Genomic DNA, 16,511 nt, shown 5'->3' on the forward strand with positions numbered 1-16,511 from the left:
AGGAGGAGGGAATAAGATGGTAGAAAGGGATATTACAGTAACATTGAAATCAGGATTGCAGGCAAGACCGGCAGCGATATTTGTTCAAGAAGCAACAAATTATGTATCTGAAGTGTTTATTGAGAAGGAAGGGCGCAGAGTAAATGCGAAAAGTATCATGGGAATTATGGGCTTGGCGATTCACTCAGGGGCAGACATCAAGCTGATTATTGATGGAAGCGATGAATTGGAAGCGCTTAAAACACTGGAGAAATTATTATAAAAACACCTCGCGTTTGGGCGAGGTGTTTTTTTTCTATTACTTATCTTTTTTGTCTGTTAGTTCATTACGAGTGATGATATTGTCGATTAGACCATATTCCTTCGCTCTTTCAGCTGTCATGAAGTTATCGCGTTCAGTGTCTTTTGCGATAACGTCGATTGGTTGGCCAGTACGCTCTGCAAGGATACCATTCAGCTTATCACGCAAGAACAAGATACGTTTTGCAGCAATTTCAATTTCTGTAGCTTGACCTTGTGCACCACCAAGCGGCTGATGAATCATTACTTCAGCATTTGGAAGGGCATAACGTTTACCTTTTTCACCTGCTGCAAGCAAGAAAGCTCCCATGGAAGCTGCCATACCGATGCAGATTGTTTGTACATTTGGCTTAATGAACTGCATAGTATCATAAATAGCCATACCTGCTGTAATGCTTCCGCCAGGGCTGTTAATGTATAAGGAAACGTCCTTTTCAGGGTTCTCAGCATCAAGGAACAAAAGCTGTGAAACAATGGAGTTAGCAACATTATCGTCAATTGCACTGCCAAGCATAATGATGCGATCCTTCAATAGACGAGAATAAATGTCGTAAGCACGTTCTCCTCTGTTTGTCTGTTCAATAACTGTAGGGATTAAATTCATTGAAAAAATCCTCCTTTAAAATAAAGTTTGCTTCATAAGTATGTGTTTCTTCAGTAGTGAGTGAACTCATTACTGTATGTAATCCTAATGATACACGGATGGTCAATTAAGGTCAAACGTTTACGTTCAGATAAGGCAAAATATCCTTCGACAATGTCTACATCCTTTGTATCAACAACATTTTTGCACCTGTTTATTGAATAAGTTTTTATCCTTACCATAATACCCACTGTTACTTTTTTTAAACAATTATTCCTTGCATTACCATGAAACATATCATATAATCAAAACGTTCTTTAAAATTTGCCCTCGTGGTGTAATGGATAGCACGCAAGATTCCGGTTCTTGAAATAGGGGTTCGATTCCCTTCGAGGGCGCTATTAAAAAAGACAGTCGACAACTTTTGTCGACTGTCTTTTTTTGCTTTAAATACGAAGATGTTTATTTCTATATTAAAGGTTAAGTATTAGGCAAGCTGATTCGAAATCCAATTTCTGCTTTAGTGTTTTTTGCTGTCTCGCTAATCTTTCCGAAATCTTACTGATGGTAACGGAAATCTATATCCTTCTTTAATAGACAAAATGTTTTTTTATCGTCAAGCTAAGATAGGAATATCGTCCAATTGATGTTCCGCTTTTTTATATAGTATGAAAGCAATGAAAACGTGATTAAATTCACATATGGCAGTTCTTCAATTTTTCGTCAAATTTCTTGAAAAATGGACGTTTATAAGTTGAATTTGCTATGCGCTGGTGATAGAATGGGTTTTGTAGCAGGAATGATTTTTTTTGGAGAATGTGGGACATAATATGTCTATGCGGGACTTCAAATGACCACCACTGTAAGTGAAGGGGCACCAAATTAATGAATTCATTTATCGAGATTCAAAAAAGATTATTGCCTGATTTACTCGTAATTATGCAAAAAAGATACTACATTCTTCATCACATTAGCAACATGCAGCCTGTTGGCAGAAGAAGCCTTGCAGGAAGCCTGGGAATGACGGAACGAGTGCTCAGGAGCGAAGTGGAGCTCCTAAAGGATCAGAAGCTTATACATATCAGTACTATTGGCATGACACTCACTCCGATTGGCGAAGAAACTTTGGAAAGTCTTTCTAGTGTAATGAGGGAAGTAGCGGGTATTAACCAAATGGAGAAAGAATTAGAAAAGAAGCTGCAAATTAAAAGAGTAATAATTGTAGCGGGCGACAGTGACCATTCTCCATGGCTCAAAAAAGAACTGGGACTTGCAACAGCTAATTGTATGAAATCACTTTTAAAAGGCAATAATATCATCGCGGTTAATGGTGGAACCACTATGGCTGCAGTGGCAGAAATGCTTACGCCTAATATAGTGGACGGCGAATGGCTGTTTGTACCTGCACGTGGCGGCATTGGTGAAGATGTTAAAAACCAAGCAAACACAATTTGTTCCATGATGGCGGATCGTACAGCGAGCAAACATCGTGTCCTGTATGCACCAGATGAGGTGAGTAAGGAAATGTACAAAAGCATCGTTAAGGATGCCCGCATCAATGAAGTCTTGCAGCTGATTAAGTCTGCCAGCCTGCTTATTCATGGAATTGGTGATGCTATTACAATGGCAGAGCGCCGCAGTACAAGCGCAAGTGACCTAGAAAAAATCGTTCAGGCAGAAGCTGTCGGTGAAGCATTTGGCTATTATTTTAATGAAGATGGAGAGGTTGTCCACAAGGTTCAGACGATCGGCCTTAGACTTGAAAATCTTTCTACTGTTCCAAATGTAATCGCGGTTGCCGGAGGATCGTCAAAATCAAAGGCTATCTCAGCCTACTTAAAAAAAGCGCCACCTTCTACTATTCTGATAACAGATGAAGGTGCGGCAAAGAACTTGATATAACGGGAATTCCCTTTATATATAATTATCTCTACATTTAGAGGAGGAAATAATAATGACAGTAAAAGTTGGTATTAACGGATTTGGACGTATCGGACGTTTAGCATTCAGAAAAATCATGGAAAACCCAGAATTGGAAGTAGTGGCAATCAATGATTTAACTGATACTAAAATGCTGGCACATCTTTTAAAATATGATTCATCTCAAGGTACTTTCCAAGGTGAAATCGAAGTACACGAAGGTTACTTCCTAGTAAACGGTAAAAAAGTAGTAACTACTGCTGAAAGAAACCCAGCTGACCTTAAATGGGGCGAGCTTAATGTAGATACAGTTATCGAATCTACTGGTTTCTTCACAACTAAAGAAAGTGCTGAAGCTCATATCCAAGCTGGCGCTAAAAACGTTGTTATCTCTGCACCTGCAACTGGTGAAATGAAAACAATCGTTTACAACGTAAACCATGACATTCTTGATGGTACTGAAACAGTTATCTCTGGTGCTTCTTGTACTACAAACTGCCTAGCTCCAATGGCAAAAGCTCTTCAAGACAACTTCGGTATCGTTGAAGGTCTTATGACAACTATCCATGCTTACACTGGAGACCAAAATACACTTGACGCTCCACATCCAAAAGGTGATTTCCGCCGCGCTCGTGCTGCTGCAGAAAACATCATCCCTAACTCAACTGGTGCTGCTAAAGCTATCGGTCTAGTATTACCAGAACTTAACGGTAAATTGGATGGAGCTGCACAACGTGTACCTGTTAAAACTGGTTCATTAACTGAGCTTGTAACAGTTCTTGATAAAAAAGTAACAGTTGAAGAAGTTAACGCGGTTATGAAAGCAGCTGCTGACGAGTCTTACGGTTACACTGAAGACGAAATCGTTTCTTCTGACATCATCGGAATCAGCTACGGTTCATTATTCGATGCGACTCAAACTAAAGTAATTACAGTTGGAGACCAACAATTGGTTAAAACTGTTGCTTGGTATGACAACGAAATGTCTTACACTAACCAACTTGTAAGAACAGTTAAACACTTTGCACAATTAGCTACAAAATAATTTTTGTTAAGCTAAAGCCCTTAATCAAACAGCGGAAACAGCTTTGTTTCCGCTCTTTTAAAAATAGCTTGGAAATCTTAGTGGATACGGATTATAAGCTTAAAATAATGCAAGTGGAGGGTCTCATTTAATGAACAAGAAAACGATTCGCGATATCGATTTAAAAGGCAAAAAAGTATTTGTTCGTGTTGACTTCAACGTTCCAATGAAGGATCAACAAATCACGGATGAAACAAGAATTCAAGCAGCGCTACCAACTATTAATGAGTTAGTAGAAAAAGGTGCTATCGTAATTTTGGCAAGTCACTTAGGCCGTCCAAATGGTGAAGTGGTTGAAGAATTGCGTTTAACTCCAGTTGCTGCACGTCTTTCTGAGCTGCTTGGCAAAAACGTTGTGAAAACAGATGAGTCTTATGGTGAAGCTGTTAAAGCTGAAATCAGCAAGCTTTCTGAAGGCGATGTATTATTGCTTGAAAACGTTCGTTTCAATGCTGGCGAAGAGAAAAACGATTCAGAACTAGCAAAAGCTTATGCTGAACTAGCTGATGTATTCGTAAACGATGCATTTGGTGCAGCACACCGTGCGCATGCTTCAACTGAAGGAATTGCACACCATATCCCAGCTGTATCTGGTCTATTGATGGAAAAAGAGCTTGATGTATTAGGTAAAGCACTTTCTAATCCAGACCGTCCATTCACAGCTATCGTTGGTGGAGCAAAAGTAAAAGACAAAATCGGTGTTATCGAAAACCTTCTTGATAAAGTAGATAACTTGATCATCGGTGGCGGATTGGCTTATACATTCGTAAAAGCTCTTGGCCATGAAATCGGATTATCTCTTCTTGAAAAAGATAAAATCGAGCTTGCAAAATCCTACATGGATAAAGCAAAAGAAAAAGGTGTTAAATTCTACATGCCTGTAGATGTAACAATTGCAGATGACTTCTCTAACGATGCTAACACACAAACTGTTTCCATCGAAGAAATCCCTGCTGATTGGGAAGCATTGGATATCGGTCCAAAAACAAGAGAAATCTATGCAGATGTTATCAAAAACTCTAAATTGGTTATCTGGAATGGACCAATGGGCGTATTTGAATTAGATACATTCGCTAAAGGAACAAAAGCAGTAGCAACAGCTCTTGCTGAATCCCAAGATACATACTCTGTAATCGGTGGCGGAGATTCTGCAGCAGCAGTTGAGAAGTTTGACCTTGCAAGCAAAATGAGCCATATTTCAACAGGCGGCGGTGCTTCGTTGGAATTCATGGAAGGTAAAGAACTTCCAGGCGTAGTAGCTCTTAACGATAAATAATTAACGAAGCATGAAAGGATGTTAAACATGCGCAAACCTATTATCGCTGGAAACTGGAAAATGAACAAAACACTTCCAGAAGCAGTGGACTTTATCCAAGAAATTAAAGAATCAATTCCTTCTAGTGAACAGGTTGATGCTGTAGTTGTAGCTCCTGCTCTTTTCATCGGTCAATTAGTGGAATTGACTGACGGCACAGAAGTGAAAATCGGTGCACAAAACATGCACTTCGAAAAAAATGGTGCTTTCACTGGCGAAATCAGCCCTGTAGCATTAGAAAACATCGGTGCTAAGTATGTTGTCCTTGGACATTCAGAACGCCGTGAATTCTTCAATGAAACAGACGAAGGTGTTAACAAAAAAACGATCGCAGCATTTGAAAATAACTTAACTCCGATCGTTTGCTGTGGTGAGACGCTTGAGCAAAGAGAAAACGGCGAAACAAACGAATTCGTTGCTTCTCAAGTTTCAAAAGCTTTAGCTGGTCTTACAGATGACCAAGTAAAAGCAACAGTTGTAGCTTATGAGCCAATCTGGGCAATCGGAACAGGCAAATCTTCTACATCTGCAGATGCAAACGAAGTTTGCGCACATATCCGCAAAACTGTAAGCGAACAGTTTTCTCCAGAAGTGGCAGAAAGCATCCGCATTCAGTACGGCGGCAGTGTAAAACCAGAGAACATCAAAGAATATATGGCTCAGCCTGATATCGATGGTGCTCTTGTAGGTGGAGCTAGCTTAGAAGCACAAAGCTTCCTGCAATTATTGGAGGAAGGTAAGGCATGAGTAAATCTCCTGTAGCATTGATCATTTTGGATGGCTTTGCATTGAGAGACGAACGTATGGGAAATGCTGTTGCTCAAGCAAAAAAGCCAAACTTTGATAAATACTGGAACAAATACCCTCACACTACACTTGTTGCAAGTGGTGAAGCAGTTGGTCTTCCAGAAGGACAAATGGGTAACTCTGAAGTTGGTCATTTGAACATTGGAGCAGGACGAATTGTGTACCAAAGCTTAACAAGAGTAAATGTGGCAATCAGAGAAGGACAGTTCGCTAAGAACGAAACTTTCGTGAATGCTATCAAACATGTGAAGGAAAATGGCAAGAATCTTCATCTGTTCGGTCTTCTGTCAGATGGCGGTGTTCACAGCCATATTGAGCATATGTTTGCACTTCTTCGCCTTGCAAAAGAAGAAGGTGTGGAAAAAGTATATATCCACGGTATTCTTGACGGCCGAGACGTCGGTCAAAAGACTGCTGAAAAATACATTAAAGCAACACAAGAAAAAATTGAAGAATACGGTGTTGGTGAATTTGCAACAATCTCAGGCCGCTACTATTCTATGGATAGAGATAAGCGCTGGGATCGTGTGGAAAAATCATACCGTGCAATGGCTTATGGTGAAGGACCTAGCTACTCCAACCCATTAGATGTTGTGGATGATAACTACAGAAATGGTATCTTTGATGAATTCGTACTTCCGTCTGTTATTACAAAAGAAGACGGTAAGCCGGTTGCAACCATTCAAGACGAAGATGCAGTAATTTTCTATAACTTCCGTCCTGACCGTGCAATCCAAATCTCTAATGTATTCACTAATGAAGACTTCCGTTCATTCGATCGTGGAGAAAATCATCCGAAAGATTTATATTTCGTATGCTTGACTCATTTCAGTGAAACAGTAAAAGGGTATGTCGCATTCAAACCGACAAACTTGGATAACACAATAGGTGAAGTTATTTCTCAAAACGGAATGACTCAGCTCCGCATTGCGGAAACGGAAAAATATCCGCACGTAACGTTCTTCATGAGCGGTGGACGTGAAGCAGAATTTCCTGGTGAAAAGCGTATTTTGATCAACTCACCTAAAGTTGCAACATACGACCTGCAGCCAGAAATGAGCGCATATGAAGTGACAGATGCACTTCTTAAAGAGATTGAAGCAGATAATTTTGACGCTATCATCTTAAACTTTGCAAACCCTGATATGGTTGGGCACTCCGGAATGCTTGAACCAACAATCAAGGCTATCGAGACTGTTGATGAATGCTTAGGCAAAATCATCACATTGATCGAAGAAAAAGGCGGAAAAGCTATCATTACAGCAGACCATGGTAACTCAGATGAAGTGGTAACACTTGATGGGAAACCAATGACTGCACATACAACAAACCCTGTACCTGTCATTGTGACAGTACCTGGTGTCGAGCTTCAAGAAGGAAAGCTTGGAGATTTGGCTCCGACAATGCTAGAACTATTAGGACTTGAACAACCAGCAGAAATGACTGGTACATCTATCATTAAAAAATAATTGATCTATTAAAGGAGAGAATTTATTATGCCATACATTCAACATGTATATGCTCGCGAAGTATTAGACTCACGCGGTAACCCAACAGTAGAAGTAGAAGTATTAACAGAATCAGGTTTCTTCGGTCGTGCACTTGTTCCATCTGGTGCATCAACTGGTGAATACGAAGCAGTAGAATTGCGTGACGGCGACAAATCACGCTACCTTGGTAAAGGTGTTCTTAAAGCAGTAGAAAACGTAAACGAAGTTATCGCTGAAGCAATCATCGGTATGGACGTTACGGACCAAGCTGGAATCGACAGAACAATGATCGAGCTTGACGGAACTGAAAACAAAGGTAAATTGGGCGCTAACGCTATCCTTGGTGTATCTATGGCTGCAGCTCATGCTGCTTCTGAAGTTGTAGGTCTTCCATTGTACCGTTACCTTGGCGGATTCAACGCTAAGCAATTGCCAACTCCAATGATGAACATCATCAACGGTGGTTCTCATGCTGATAACAACGTGGACTTCCAAGAGTTCATGATCTTGCCAGTAGGAGCTCCAACATTCAAAGAAGCATTGCGTTATGGTGCTGAAGTGTTCCATGCACTTAAATCAGTTCTTTCTGCAAAAGGCTTAAACACTGCTGTAGGTGACGAAGGTGGATTCGCTCCAAACCTTGGTTCAAACCGTGAAGCTCTTGAAGTTATCATCGAAGCAATCAAAAAAGCTGGCTATGAGCCTGGTAAAGACATCTTGCTTGGAATGGACGTTGCTTCTTCTGAGTTCTACAACAAAGAAACTGGTAAATACGATCTTGCTGGAGAAGGCCGTACTGGCTTGACTTCTGAAGAGCTAGTAACTTTCTACGAAGAGCTAGTTAACGAATTCCCAATCATCTCTATTGAAGATGGTCTTGACGAAAACGACTGGGAAGGTCACAAATTGTTGACTGACCGCATCGGTTCTAAAGTACAATTAGTTGGTGACGATCTATTCGTTACAAACACTAAAAAATTGGCTGAAGGTATCGAAAAAGGAATTGCTAACTCAATCCTTATCAAAGTTAACCAAATCGGTACTTTGACTGAAACTTTCGAAGCTATCGAAATGGCAAAACGTGCAGGTTACACTGCAGTAGTATCTCACCGTTCTGGTGAAACAGAAGATGCAACAATCGCTGACATCGCTGTTGCTACAAACGCTGGCCAAATCAAAACTGGTTCACTTTCTCGTACAGACCGTATTGCTAAGTACAACCAACTTCTTCGCATCGAAGACGAGCTTGGCGACCTAGCTGTATACGATGGTCTTAAATCTTTCTACAACCTTAAAAAATAAGGTTTGAACATTAACACCTGACATTCATTTGTCAGGTGTTTTTTATTTGGATAAGTTATGTAAAACAATTGTAATGCTATTGTGGGACAACATAAAATATGGTACATTAAGAGTAATGTATGTTCGTTTTAATGGAGGTGTTTGTATGCTACACACAATTTTGTTAACATTATTGATCATTGTTGCCCTTGCTCTTATTGTAGTTGTGCTTTTGCAATCAGGGAAAAGTGCAGGTCTTTCCGGGGCCATTTCTGGTGGGGCAGAACAGCTTTTCGGTAAACAAAAAGCGCGTGGTTTAGATTTAATACTTCATAATACAACAATCGTGTTGGCTATCCTGTTTTTTGCCTTGACGATTGCAGTCAGCTATTTCGATATTTAATAGCTGTACGGTATAGATGAAAACCTGGCCGGAAGCGGTCAGGTTTTTTTTCTGTAATAGATGCTTTAATTCTTTTTACTGGATTCTTAGTCTTTTTTCTGCCTAAAATAGGGTGAGATTTGAAGAAATAAAGCAATACATAATTGATTTTGAAAAAATGGGAAAAGATAAAGCAAGGAGTGTTTTAAATGAAATTAGTGGAACAAAAGCCGTTGTTTTTTGAAGGAGACAATAAACGTGCTGTCTTACTATTGCATGGGTTTACAGGCAATACTTCAGATGTCAGACTGCTCGGACGCTACTTGAGTACAAAAGGATACAGCAGCTATATTCCGTTGTATAGAGGCCATGGGGTGCCTCCAGAGGACCTTGTTCAATTTGGACCTAAAGAGTGGTGGGAGGATGTTCAGGCAGGTTATCAATTTTTGAAGGATAAAGGCTATGAGGAAATAGCTGTCGGCGGACTTTCCCTCGGCGGGGTATTTTCCCTGAAATTAGGTTACACTGTACCAGTAAAGGGTATCGTAACGATGTGTGCGCCAATGTATATTAAAAGCGAAGACGTAATGTATGAGGGTGTTTTAGAATATGCCCGTAATTATAAAGCACGTGAAGGAAAATCAGAAGAGCTTATTGAAAAGGAAATGGCAGAGTTCGCTCCAATGAACACATTGAAGGAGCTGCAAGCATTAATTGCAAGTGTCCGCCAATCAGTAGACTTAATCTATTCTCCTGTATTTGTAATACAAGCAAGACATGACCATATGATTAATACAGATAGTGCTAATATAATTTATAATGAAGTTGAAAGTGACATGAAAGAAATAAAATGGTTTGAAAACTCTGGCCATGTCATTACACATGATAAAGAAAAGGACCAGGTTTTCGAGGACTTTTACCAGTTTATCGATCGTTTAGACTGGAGCCGTTAATTAAAGGAGGTTATTTGTTTGGATATAATTCACGAACATATAGAAAAGTTGCTGCATTATATGAAGGACGAGGCGTATAAGCCGCTGACAGTCCAAGAATTAGAGGAAGCATTTGGGATAGAGGATTCCTCTAACTTCAAAGACTTCGTCAAAGCATTAGTGCAGATGGAAGAAAAGGGATTGGTCGTTAGAACGAGAAGCAATCGTTACGGACTTCCTGAAAAAATGAATTTAGTAAAAGGGAAAATATCCGGTCATGCGAAGGGATTTGCCTTTGTAATCCCAGAGGAGCCTGGCTTAGATGATATTTTCATCCCGCCAAATGAAGTGAAAACAGCAATGAATGGTGATATCGTGCTTGCGCGTGTTACTTCAGAAAGCTCTGGGCAAAGACGAGAAGGTACGATTGTCCGTATCCTAGAAAGAGGGGTACAGCAAATTGTCGGTACATATTCCGAAAGCAAGCATTTTGGATTTGTTATTCCCGATGATAAAAAAATCGCCACAGATGTGTTCATTCCAAAAGGTAGCACTAAAGGTGCTGTAGAGGGGCATAAGGTGGTTGTAAACCTTACTGCATATCCTGAAGGCAGAAAAAATGCAGAAGGTGAAATTACAAAGATCCTAGGACATAAAAATGACCCAGGTGTAGATATACTATCTGTTATTCATAAGCATGGACTGCCGCTTGCTTTTCCTGATGAAGTTATGGAACAGGCTGATGGTGTTCCCGATGAGATTGATGAAAGTGAAATCAAAAACAGACGTGATTTAAGAGACCAGCAGATTGTCACAATCGACGGAGCAGATGCGAAGGACTTGGATGATGCTGTTACTGTTACAAGGCTTGAAAATGGCAATTATAAGCTTGGTGTCCATATTGCCGACGTTTCTTATTATGTGAAGGAAGAATCGCCAATTGATGTGGAAGCACAAGACAGGGGTACAAGCGTTTATTTAGTTGACCGAGTTATTCCGATGATTCCGCATCGACTATCAAACGGTATTTGCTCCTTGAACCCGAAAGTAAATCGGTTAACGCTGTCCTGTGAAATGGAAATCAGCTCTAGTGGTGAAGTAGTCAGCCATGAAATCTTCCAAAGTGTTATTAAAACAACGGAAAGAATGACATATGCTGATGTTAACTCTATCTTGAATGACAAGGATGAGGAGCTGCGGGAAAGATATGCAGAGCTTGTTCCTATGTTTGAGAGAATGGAGGAGCTTGCGCAAATTCTTCGTAATAAACGAATGGGCAGAGGAGCAATCGATTTTGATTTCAAAGAATCAAAGGTGATTGTCGAAGAAGACGGCAAGCCGAAGGATATCGTTCTGCGCGAACGCTCAGTGGCTGAACGCTTAATTGAAGAATTTATGCTTGTAGCTAATGAAACGGTTGCTGAGCATTTCCACTGGCTGCAAGTACCATTCATCTATCGTATTCACGAAGATCCGAAGGAAGAAAAGCTGCGCAGATTCTTTGAGTTTATTACAAACTTCGGTTATATCGTTAAAGGAACTGCAAATGAAGTTCATCCAAGAGCTCTTCAGGAAATCATTGAAGAGGTGCAAGGAACACCAGAGGAAATGGTCATATCAACTGTTATGCTTCGATCGATGCAGCAAGCGAAATATTATCCAGAAAGCCTTGGGCATTTTGGATTATCAACCGATTTCTATACGCATTTCACGTCGCCAATTAGACGTTATCCGGATTTAATTGTGCACAGACTTATTCGCACATATCTTGTGGAGGGTGATATTAGCGCACCTACTCAAGAAAAGTGGAACAGCAAGCTAACAAACATTGCCGAGCATTCCTCTAACATGGAAAGACGCTCTGTTGAGGCTGAACGTGAAACAGATGAGTTGAAAAAGGCAGAATACATGCTGGATAAAATCGGCGAGGAATATGATGGGATTATCAGCTCTGTCACTAACTTCGGAATGTTTGTCGAGCTGAACAACACAGTTGAGGGTCTTGTCCATGTCAGCTATATGACGGATGACTATTACCGCTATGATGAACGCCATTTTGCGATGATCGGTGAAAGAACAGGCAAGGTGTTCCGAATTGGTGATGAAATCACGGTGCGTGTTGTTAATGTTAACAAGGAAGAAAGAGCAATTGATTTCGAAATTGTTGGCATGAAGGGAACACGTCGCAGAGATCCGAACAAAGAAGGTAAAGTTTTCTCCACTGGCAGCACATCTCGCCCGGCGCGCAAAGGAAAATCTGGTGCAGGCAAAGATAGCAGAAAAGGCAGTGGCAATAGCAGCTCCAGCGGTGAAGGAAAACGCCAAGGGAAAAAAGAACGAAAGTTTTTTGAAAATGCCCCAAAGGCAAAAAGAAAGAAAAAAAGACGCTGATTGAAGGCTTAAGAAAGGGAAGCACTTATTGCTTCCCTTTGCCAAAGCTCATCAAAATTGTCCGAACGAAGATAATTTGGTACAATTAGCTTATAAAGGTAGGGGAATTCAAATGCCAAAAGGTGAAGGGAAAGTAGTCGCACAAAACAAAAAAGCGAATCATGATTATTTTATTGAGGAAACATATGAAGCAGGCATCGTGCTGCAAGGAACGGAGATTAAAGCAATTCGTGCCGGCAGGGTCAACTTGAAAGAATCATATGCTCGCGTTCATAACGGAGAAGTATTCTTGTATGGCATGCATATAAGCCCGTACGAGCAGGGGAACCGTTATAATCACGAACCGCTGAGAACACGAAAGCTGCTGCTTCACAAAAAGCAGATAAACCAGCTGATTGGTGACACAAAAGAAATCGGATATGCATTAGTTCCATTGAAGCTTTATATGAAAAACGGTTTTGCCAAGGTTTTAATCGGCCTCGGAAAGGGTAAGAAAAACTATGATAAGCGTGAAACATTAAAGCGCAAGGAAGCAAACCGCAGCATCGAACGTGCCTTAAGAGATAGGCAAAAAATGTAATCCAAGAACTTACAATTGAAATTTAGGATGTTTATGTTATAATAAATTATGTCGTTAAGACAAGCATAACTTAAAGCTCCTATTTTTGAGCTTCCTAACGTTAACGCTTTTGAGCGTGAATCCTGTGATGTAACAATTACAAGATTTTATCCTTATGGGGACGTTACGGATTCGACAGGGATAGTTCGAGCTTAGGTTGCGAGTCGAGGGGATCGGCCTCGTTAAAACGTCAAAGCCTATAACTGGCAAACAACAAAACAACTTCGCTTTAGCTGCTTAATAGCGCTTAGCGGTTCCTCCCTCCATTGCCCATGTGGTAGGGTAAGGGACTCACTTTAAGTGGGCTACGCCGGATTCCACCGTCTGAGGAAGAAGGAAGAGAACAACCAGACTAGCTCATCGGACGCCCGTCAGCAGGCAGAAGAATGAGCGAATCGCGAATATGTTGACTACACTCGTAGAAGCTTAAGTGCCGATGTTTCTGGACGTGGGTTCGACTCCCACCGTCTCCACCAAATACATATGTTTGGTGGTTTTTTACTACTTAGAGATATAAAAGCATCAATTCCAAAAAGGAATTGATGCTTTTTTTGTTTGCGGCAATTCTATTTATGCTGTTGCTGCCTTTTACAGCTAGATCTCCTCTTCACCAGTTCTGTATCTATAAATATCTTCATTTTATCTTCTTCTTGATAATCAATTTCTCTAATGAGTTTCTCCACTGCAAGAGAAGCAATTTTATCTTTTTTGACATGAATCGTTGTTAACTCTGGACTTACTATTTGAGACTCCATAATATTATCGAATCCAATTATAGATATATCTTCCGGTACTTGTAAATGAAGTTCGTTGAGTGCCTTAATCACACTGATTGCCATATAATCACACTCGCAAAAAATGGCGGTAGGTAGATTATCCTTTAGTTCCAGAATAGATTGTGTGAAATCGTGTTGAATGGAGAGGTCTGTCGGAGACATTTGGAAAGTATGTTCAGGCTTAATACGTAAGCCGTTTTCTTCCATGGCTTTTTGAAATCCTCTTCTTCGTGAATCGAAATTGTACATTCTAGAAATAGATTCTGCATACCCAATTTCGCTATGACCTAATTCAACTAGATGTTTCCCTGCTTGGTAGCCGCCAATCACATTATTCATAACGATGAAGTTGATATCTAATGTCTCAAAACAAGTATCCAAGACAACTAAATTCGGCTGTAAGTTAGCGACCGTCTTAATCTGCCCTTCTGTTAAGTTTGTTCCTAATAGCAAGATACCAGACGAGCTTTGTTGTTTTTCTAAATTCATTATTTCCTGTTCTAGTGAATCTATGTTTATGGAAGAAATAATTAAAGAGTATCCTTTTGATGAAAGAGATTGATCAATATTATTTATTAATTCCATAAAGAAAGACTGAGACTGGTATTGCTCAGTGATGATTCCAGTATGTGTACAAGCTATAAATCGGAATATTTTAGATGTAGAATTGGTTTTTGTTTTTGAAAAGGATTTAGGGTTATAGCCATTTTCCTCTGCAATCCGGATAATTTTTTGTCTAGTTTCTTGGCTGACACCAGGCTTTCCATTTAAAGCTAAAGAGACAGCTGATTTGGATACCTCTGCAATTTGGGCAATGTCATTTATCTTCATATGTATCCTCCGATCTATCTAAACTAAACTAGTTTTATAACTATTTATGTTTAGTTTAGATAAAAAGTTTAGTTGTGTCAAATTAGTTAACTAGTATAAAATAATGTGTATTCTATTAATATAATAAGGAACTCACATAAATATAACTAAATTAAACTAAAAATAAACGCTTACAAATAATAAATATTTTGATAAATTTATATAAACATATTGACTTCTTTTTAGTAACGGTGTTAATCTAATACCAAGAAATAACTTAGATTTAATCAAGAAAACAGTGGGTTAGTTGCGGTTTTGTGTTTAATGGTTGTTTAGTAAGTTTAGTAGTCAATGTTAATTTGGGGGAATAACATGGAAAAGTTTAAATTAGGTTTTGCTCCGACACGCAGATTTTTGTTTAGTAAAGAGGATGCTTACAAATATAAAGAGTTAATTAAGGAAAAAATGAAAAGCTTTCATTTAGGTATTGAAATCATTGATTTAGAAGGGATTAATGACGAGGGCTTACTATATAATCGTGCGGAAGAGCAAATGATTATTGATCGCTTTATTTCCGAAAAAGTAGATGCTGTCTTTTTTCCACATTGTAATTTCGGCACAGAGGATCTTGTCGCGAAAATCGCTAAAGCTGTAGGTAAACCAGTATTAATATGGGGACCACGAGATGAAGCTCCATTAGTAGATGGGACTCGGCTTAGAGATACTCAGTGTGGAATTTTTGCTACAGGTAAGGTGCTTCGCAGATTTAAAGTGCCATTTACCTACATAACAAACAGTTCTGTCGAATCAAGAGTGTTTGAAAGAGGCTTTAAAAATTTTATTGGTGCAGCAAATGTTGTAAAGCACTTTAAAAAGCTTAGAATCCTGCAAATCTCCACAAGACCGTCTGACTTCTGGTCTGTTATCTGTAATGAAGGCGAACTACTTGAGAAGTTTGGCATTCAAATATATCCAATTACGCTGGATCAAATTAAACAAAAAACATTAAAAATTGAGAAGGCTGGCAGTGAAGAACTAGATAAAGCAATTAAATACATCAAGGATACACTCGATTGGAGTGCGGTTAAAGAAGAGGATGTTCGTCGGATAGCGTCATTAAAGGTTGCGATGAAGCAGTTTGCAGAAGAAACAGGTAGTTCAGCAATTGCTATCCAATGCTGGTCTACATTGCAGGATATTATCGGAATCATGCCTTGTCTAGCGAACGCTATTTTAACAGATGAACAAATACCTGTCACTTGTGAAACAGATATCCACGGGGCAATTACATCCATCATGGTTCAAGCAGCAACATTTAATACATTACCAACATTCTTCGCAGATATTACGATTAGACATCCAGAGCACCCGAATGGAGAGCTATTATATCATTGTGGTAATTTCCCTGTTTCGTTAAGTGTGGAAGAGAAGCCCCAATTAAATAAGCACTTTTTATTTGAAGATCATGCACCTGGAACACATGAAGGGGAAATAAAAGGGGGAGAAATGACGATAGCTCGCTTTGATGGTGATAACGGAGAGTACTCCATTTTCTTAGGTAAGGCGAAAGGAATGGAAGGCCCATATACAAGAGGCTCTTATGTTTGGGTAGAGGTGAATGATTGGCCACTATGGGAAGAAACATTAGTAAAGGGTCCTTATATCCATCATTCTACGGGAATCCACGCGAATGTAATCCCAGTCATTTATGAGGCGTGTCAGTATATTCCAGGATTAACTCCAGACCCTGTTGATCCAACAGTAGAGGAAATTCGTGCATGGTTACGAGGCAGTGACATAAATGAATGACTTAATGGAGGG

14 protein-coding genes, 1 tRNA gene and 1 other RNA gene are annotated in these 16,511 nt (G+C 39.7%); 14 read left to right on the forward strand and 2 right to left on the reverse strand.

Annotated features, from left to right (window positions below):
- Positions 1–16 precede the first annotated feature (16 nt).
- A complete protein-coding gene (locus NQZ71_RS05175; protein WP_144453741.1) occupies positions 17–262 on the forward strand; it encodes an HPr family phosphocarrier protein in 246 nt (81 codons plus the stop codon).
- A 36-nt stretch (positions 263–298) separates the two neighbouring features.
- On the opposite strand, the gene clpP is transcribed toward NQZ71_RS05175, so the two are convergent.
- Complete coding sequence (clpP, locus tag NQZ71_RS05180) at positions 299–904, reverse strand: ATP-dependent Clp endopeptidase proteolytic subunit ClpP (protein ID WP_127738142.1); 606 nt, start codon at positions 902–904, stop codon at positions 299–301.
- A gap of 305 nt (positions 905–1,209) precedes the next feature.
- Here clpP and NQZ71_RS05185 point away from each other — a divergent pair.
- The 12 genes from NQZ71_RS05185 (at position 1,210) to ssrA (ending at position 13,580) form a co-directional block, all read left to right on the forward strand.
- A tRNA-Arg gene (locus NQZ71_RS05185) sits at positions 1,210–1,281 on the forward strand.
- Positions 1,282–1,768: 487 nt separating this feature from the next.
- Entirely contained in the window at positions 1,769–2,785 is a 1,017-nt protein-coding gene (locus tag NQZ71_RS05190; RefSeq protein WP_127738141.1) for a sugar-binding transcriptional regulator, read from the forward strand.
- 52 nt (positions 2,786–2,837) lie between these two features.
- Positions 2,838–3,848, forward strand: coding sequence for a type I glyceraldehyde-3-phosphate dehydrogenase (gap, locus tag NQZ71_RS05195; protein ID WP_144453739.1), 1,011 nt, complete (start codon positions 2,838–2,840; stop codon positions 3,846–3,848).
- A 130-nt stretch (positions 3,849–3,978) separates the two neighbouring features.
- Entirely contained in the window at positions 3,979–5,163 is a 1,185-nt protein-coding gene (locus NQZ71_RS05200; protein WP_144453737.1) for a phosphoglycerate kinase, read from the forward strand.
- Positions 5,164–5,190: 27 nt separating this feature from the next.
- Entirely contained in the window at positions 5,191–5,949 is a 759-nt protein-coding gene (tpiA, locus tag NQZ71_RS05205) for a triose-phosphate isomerase (protein ID WP_275009183.1), read from the forward strand.
- A complete protein-coding gene (gene gpmI, locus NQZ71_RS05210) occupies positions 5,946–7,478 on the forward strand; it encodes a 2,3-bisphosphoglycerate-independent phosphoglycerate mutase (RefSeq protein WP_317011448.1) in 1,533 nt (510 codons plus the stop codon). The genes tpiA and gpmI overlap by 4 nt, the downstream gene beginning before the upstream one ends.
- Positions 7,479–7,505: 27 nt before the next feature.
- The gene (eno, locus tag NQZ71_RS05215) at positions 7,506–8,801 is read left to right on the forward strand and encodes a phosphopyruvate hydratase (protein WP_144453734.1); all 1,296 of its coding nucleotides are present in this window, start codon (positions 7,506–7,508) and stop codon (positions 8,799–8,801) included.
- Positions 8,802–8,946: 145 nt separating this feature from the next.
- Complete coding sequence (gene secG, locus NQZ71_RS05220) at positions 8,947–9,183, forward strand: preprotein translocase subunit SecG (protein WP_127738135.1); 237 nt, start codon at positions 8,947–8,949, stop codon at positions 9,181–9,183.
- Between the two features lie 188 nt (positions 9,184–9,371).
- On the forward strand, positions 9,372–10,115 hold the full coding sequence (locus tag NQZ71_RS05225) for an alpha/beta hydrolase (RefSeq protein ID WP_144453732.1): 744 nt from the start codon (positions 9,372–9,374) through the stop codon (positions 10,113–10,115).
- Positions 10,116–10,175: 60 nt separating this feature from the next.
- Positions 10,176–12,485, forward strand: coding sequence for a ribonuclease R (rnr, locus tag NQZ71_RS05230; protein WP_375545231.1), 2,310 nt, complete (start codon positions 10,176–10,178; stop codon positions 12,483–12,485).
- Positions 12,486–12,597: 112 nt separating this feature from the next.
- Positions 12,598–13,065, forward strand: a complete 468-nt coding sequence (gene smpB / locus NQZ71_RS05235) for an SsrA-binding protein SmpB (RefSeq protein ID WP_127738132.1) — start codon at positions 12,598–12,600, stop codon at positions 13,063–13,065.
- Between the two features lie 156 nt (positions 13,066–13,221).
- Positions 13,222–13,580, forward strand: a transfer-messenger RNA (tmRNA) gene (gene ssrA / locus NQZ71_RS05240).
- 90 nt (positions 13,581–13,670) lie between these two features.
- Here the strand turns inward: ssrA and NQZ71_RS05245 are convergent.
- Positions 13,671–14,711, reverse strand: a complete 1,041-nt coding sequence (locus NQZ71_RS05245) for a LacI family DNA-binding transcriptional regulator (protein WP_260054604.1) — start codon at positions 14,709–14,711, stop codon at positions 13,671–13,673.
- Between the two features lie 351 nt (positions 14,712–15,062).
- Here NQZ71_RS05245 and NQZ71_RS05250 point away from each other — a divergent pair, with 351 nt between their 5' ends.
- Positions 15,063–16,499, forward strand: coding sequence for an L-fucose/L-arabinose isomerase family protein (locus tag NQZ71_RS05250; RefSeq protein ID WP_275009184.1), 1,437 nt, complete (start codon positions 15,063–15,065; stop codon positions 16,497–16,499).
- Positions 16,500–16,511: the final 12 nt, after the last annotated feature.

This window comes from Niallia taxi, from assembly GCF_032818155.1.
GTDB classification, from domain to species: Bacteria; Bacillota; Bacilli; order Bacillales; family Cytobacillaceae; genus Niallia; species Niallia taxi_A.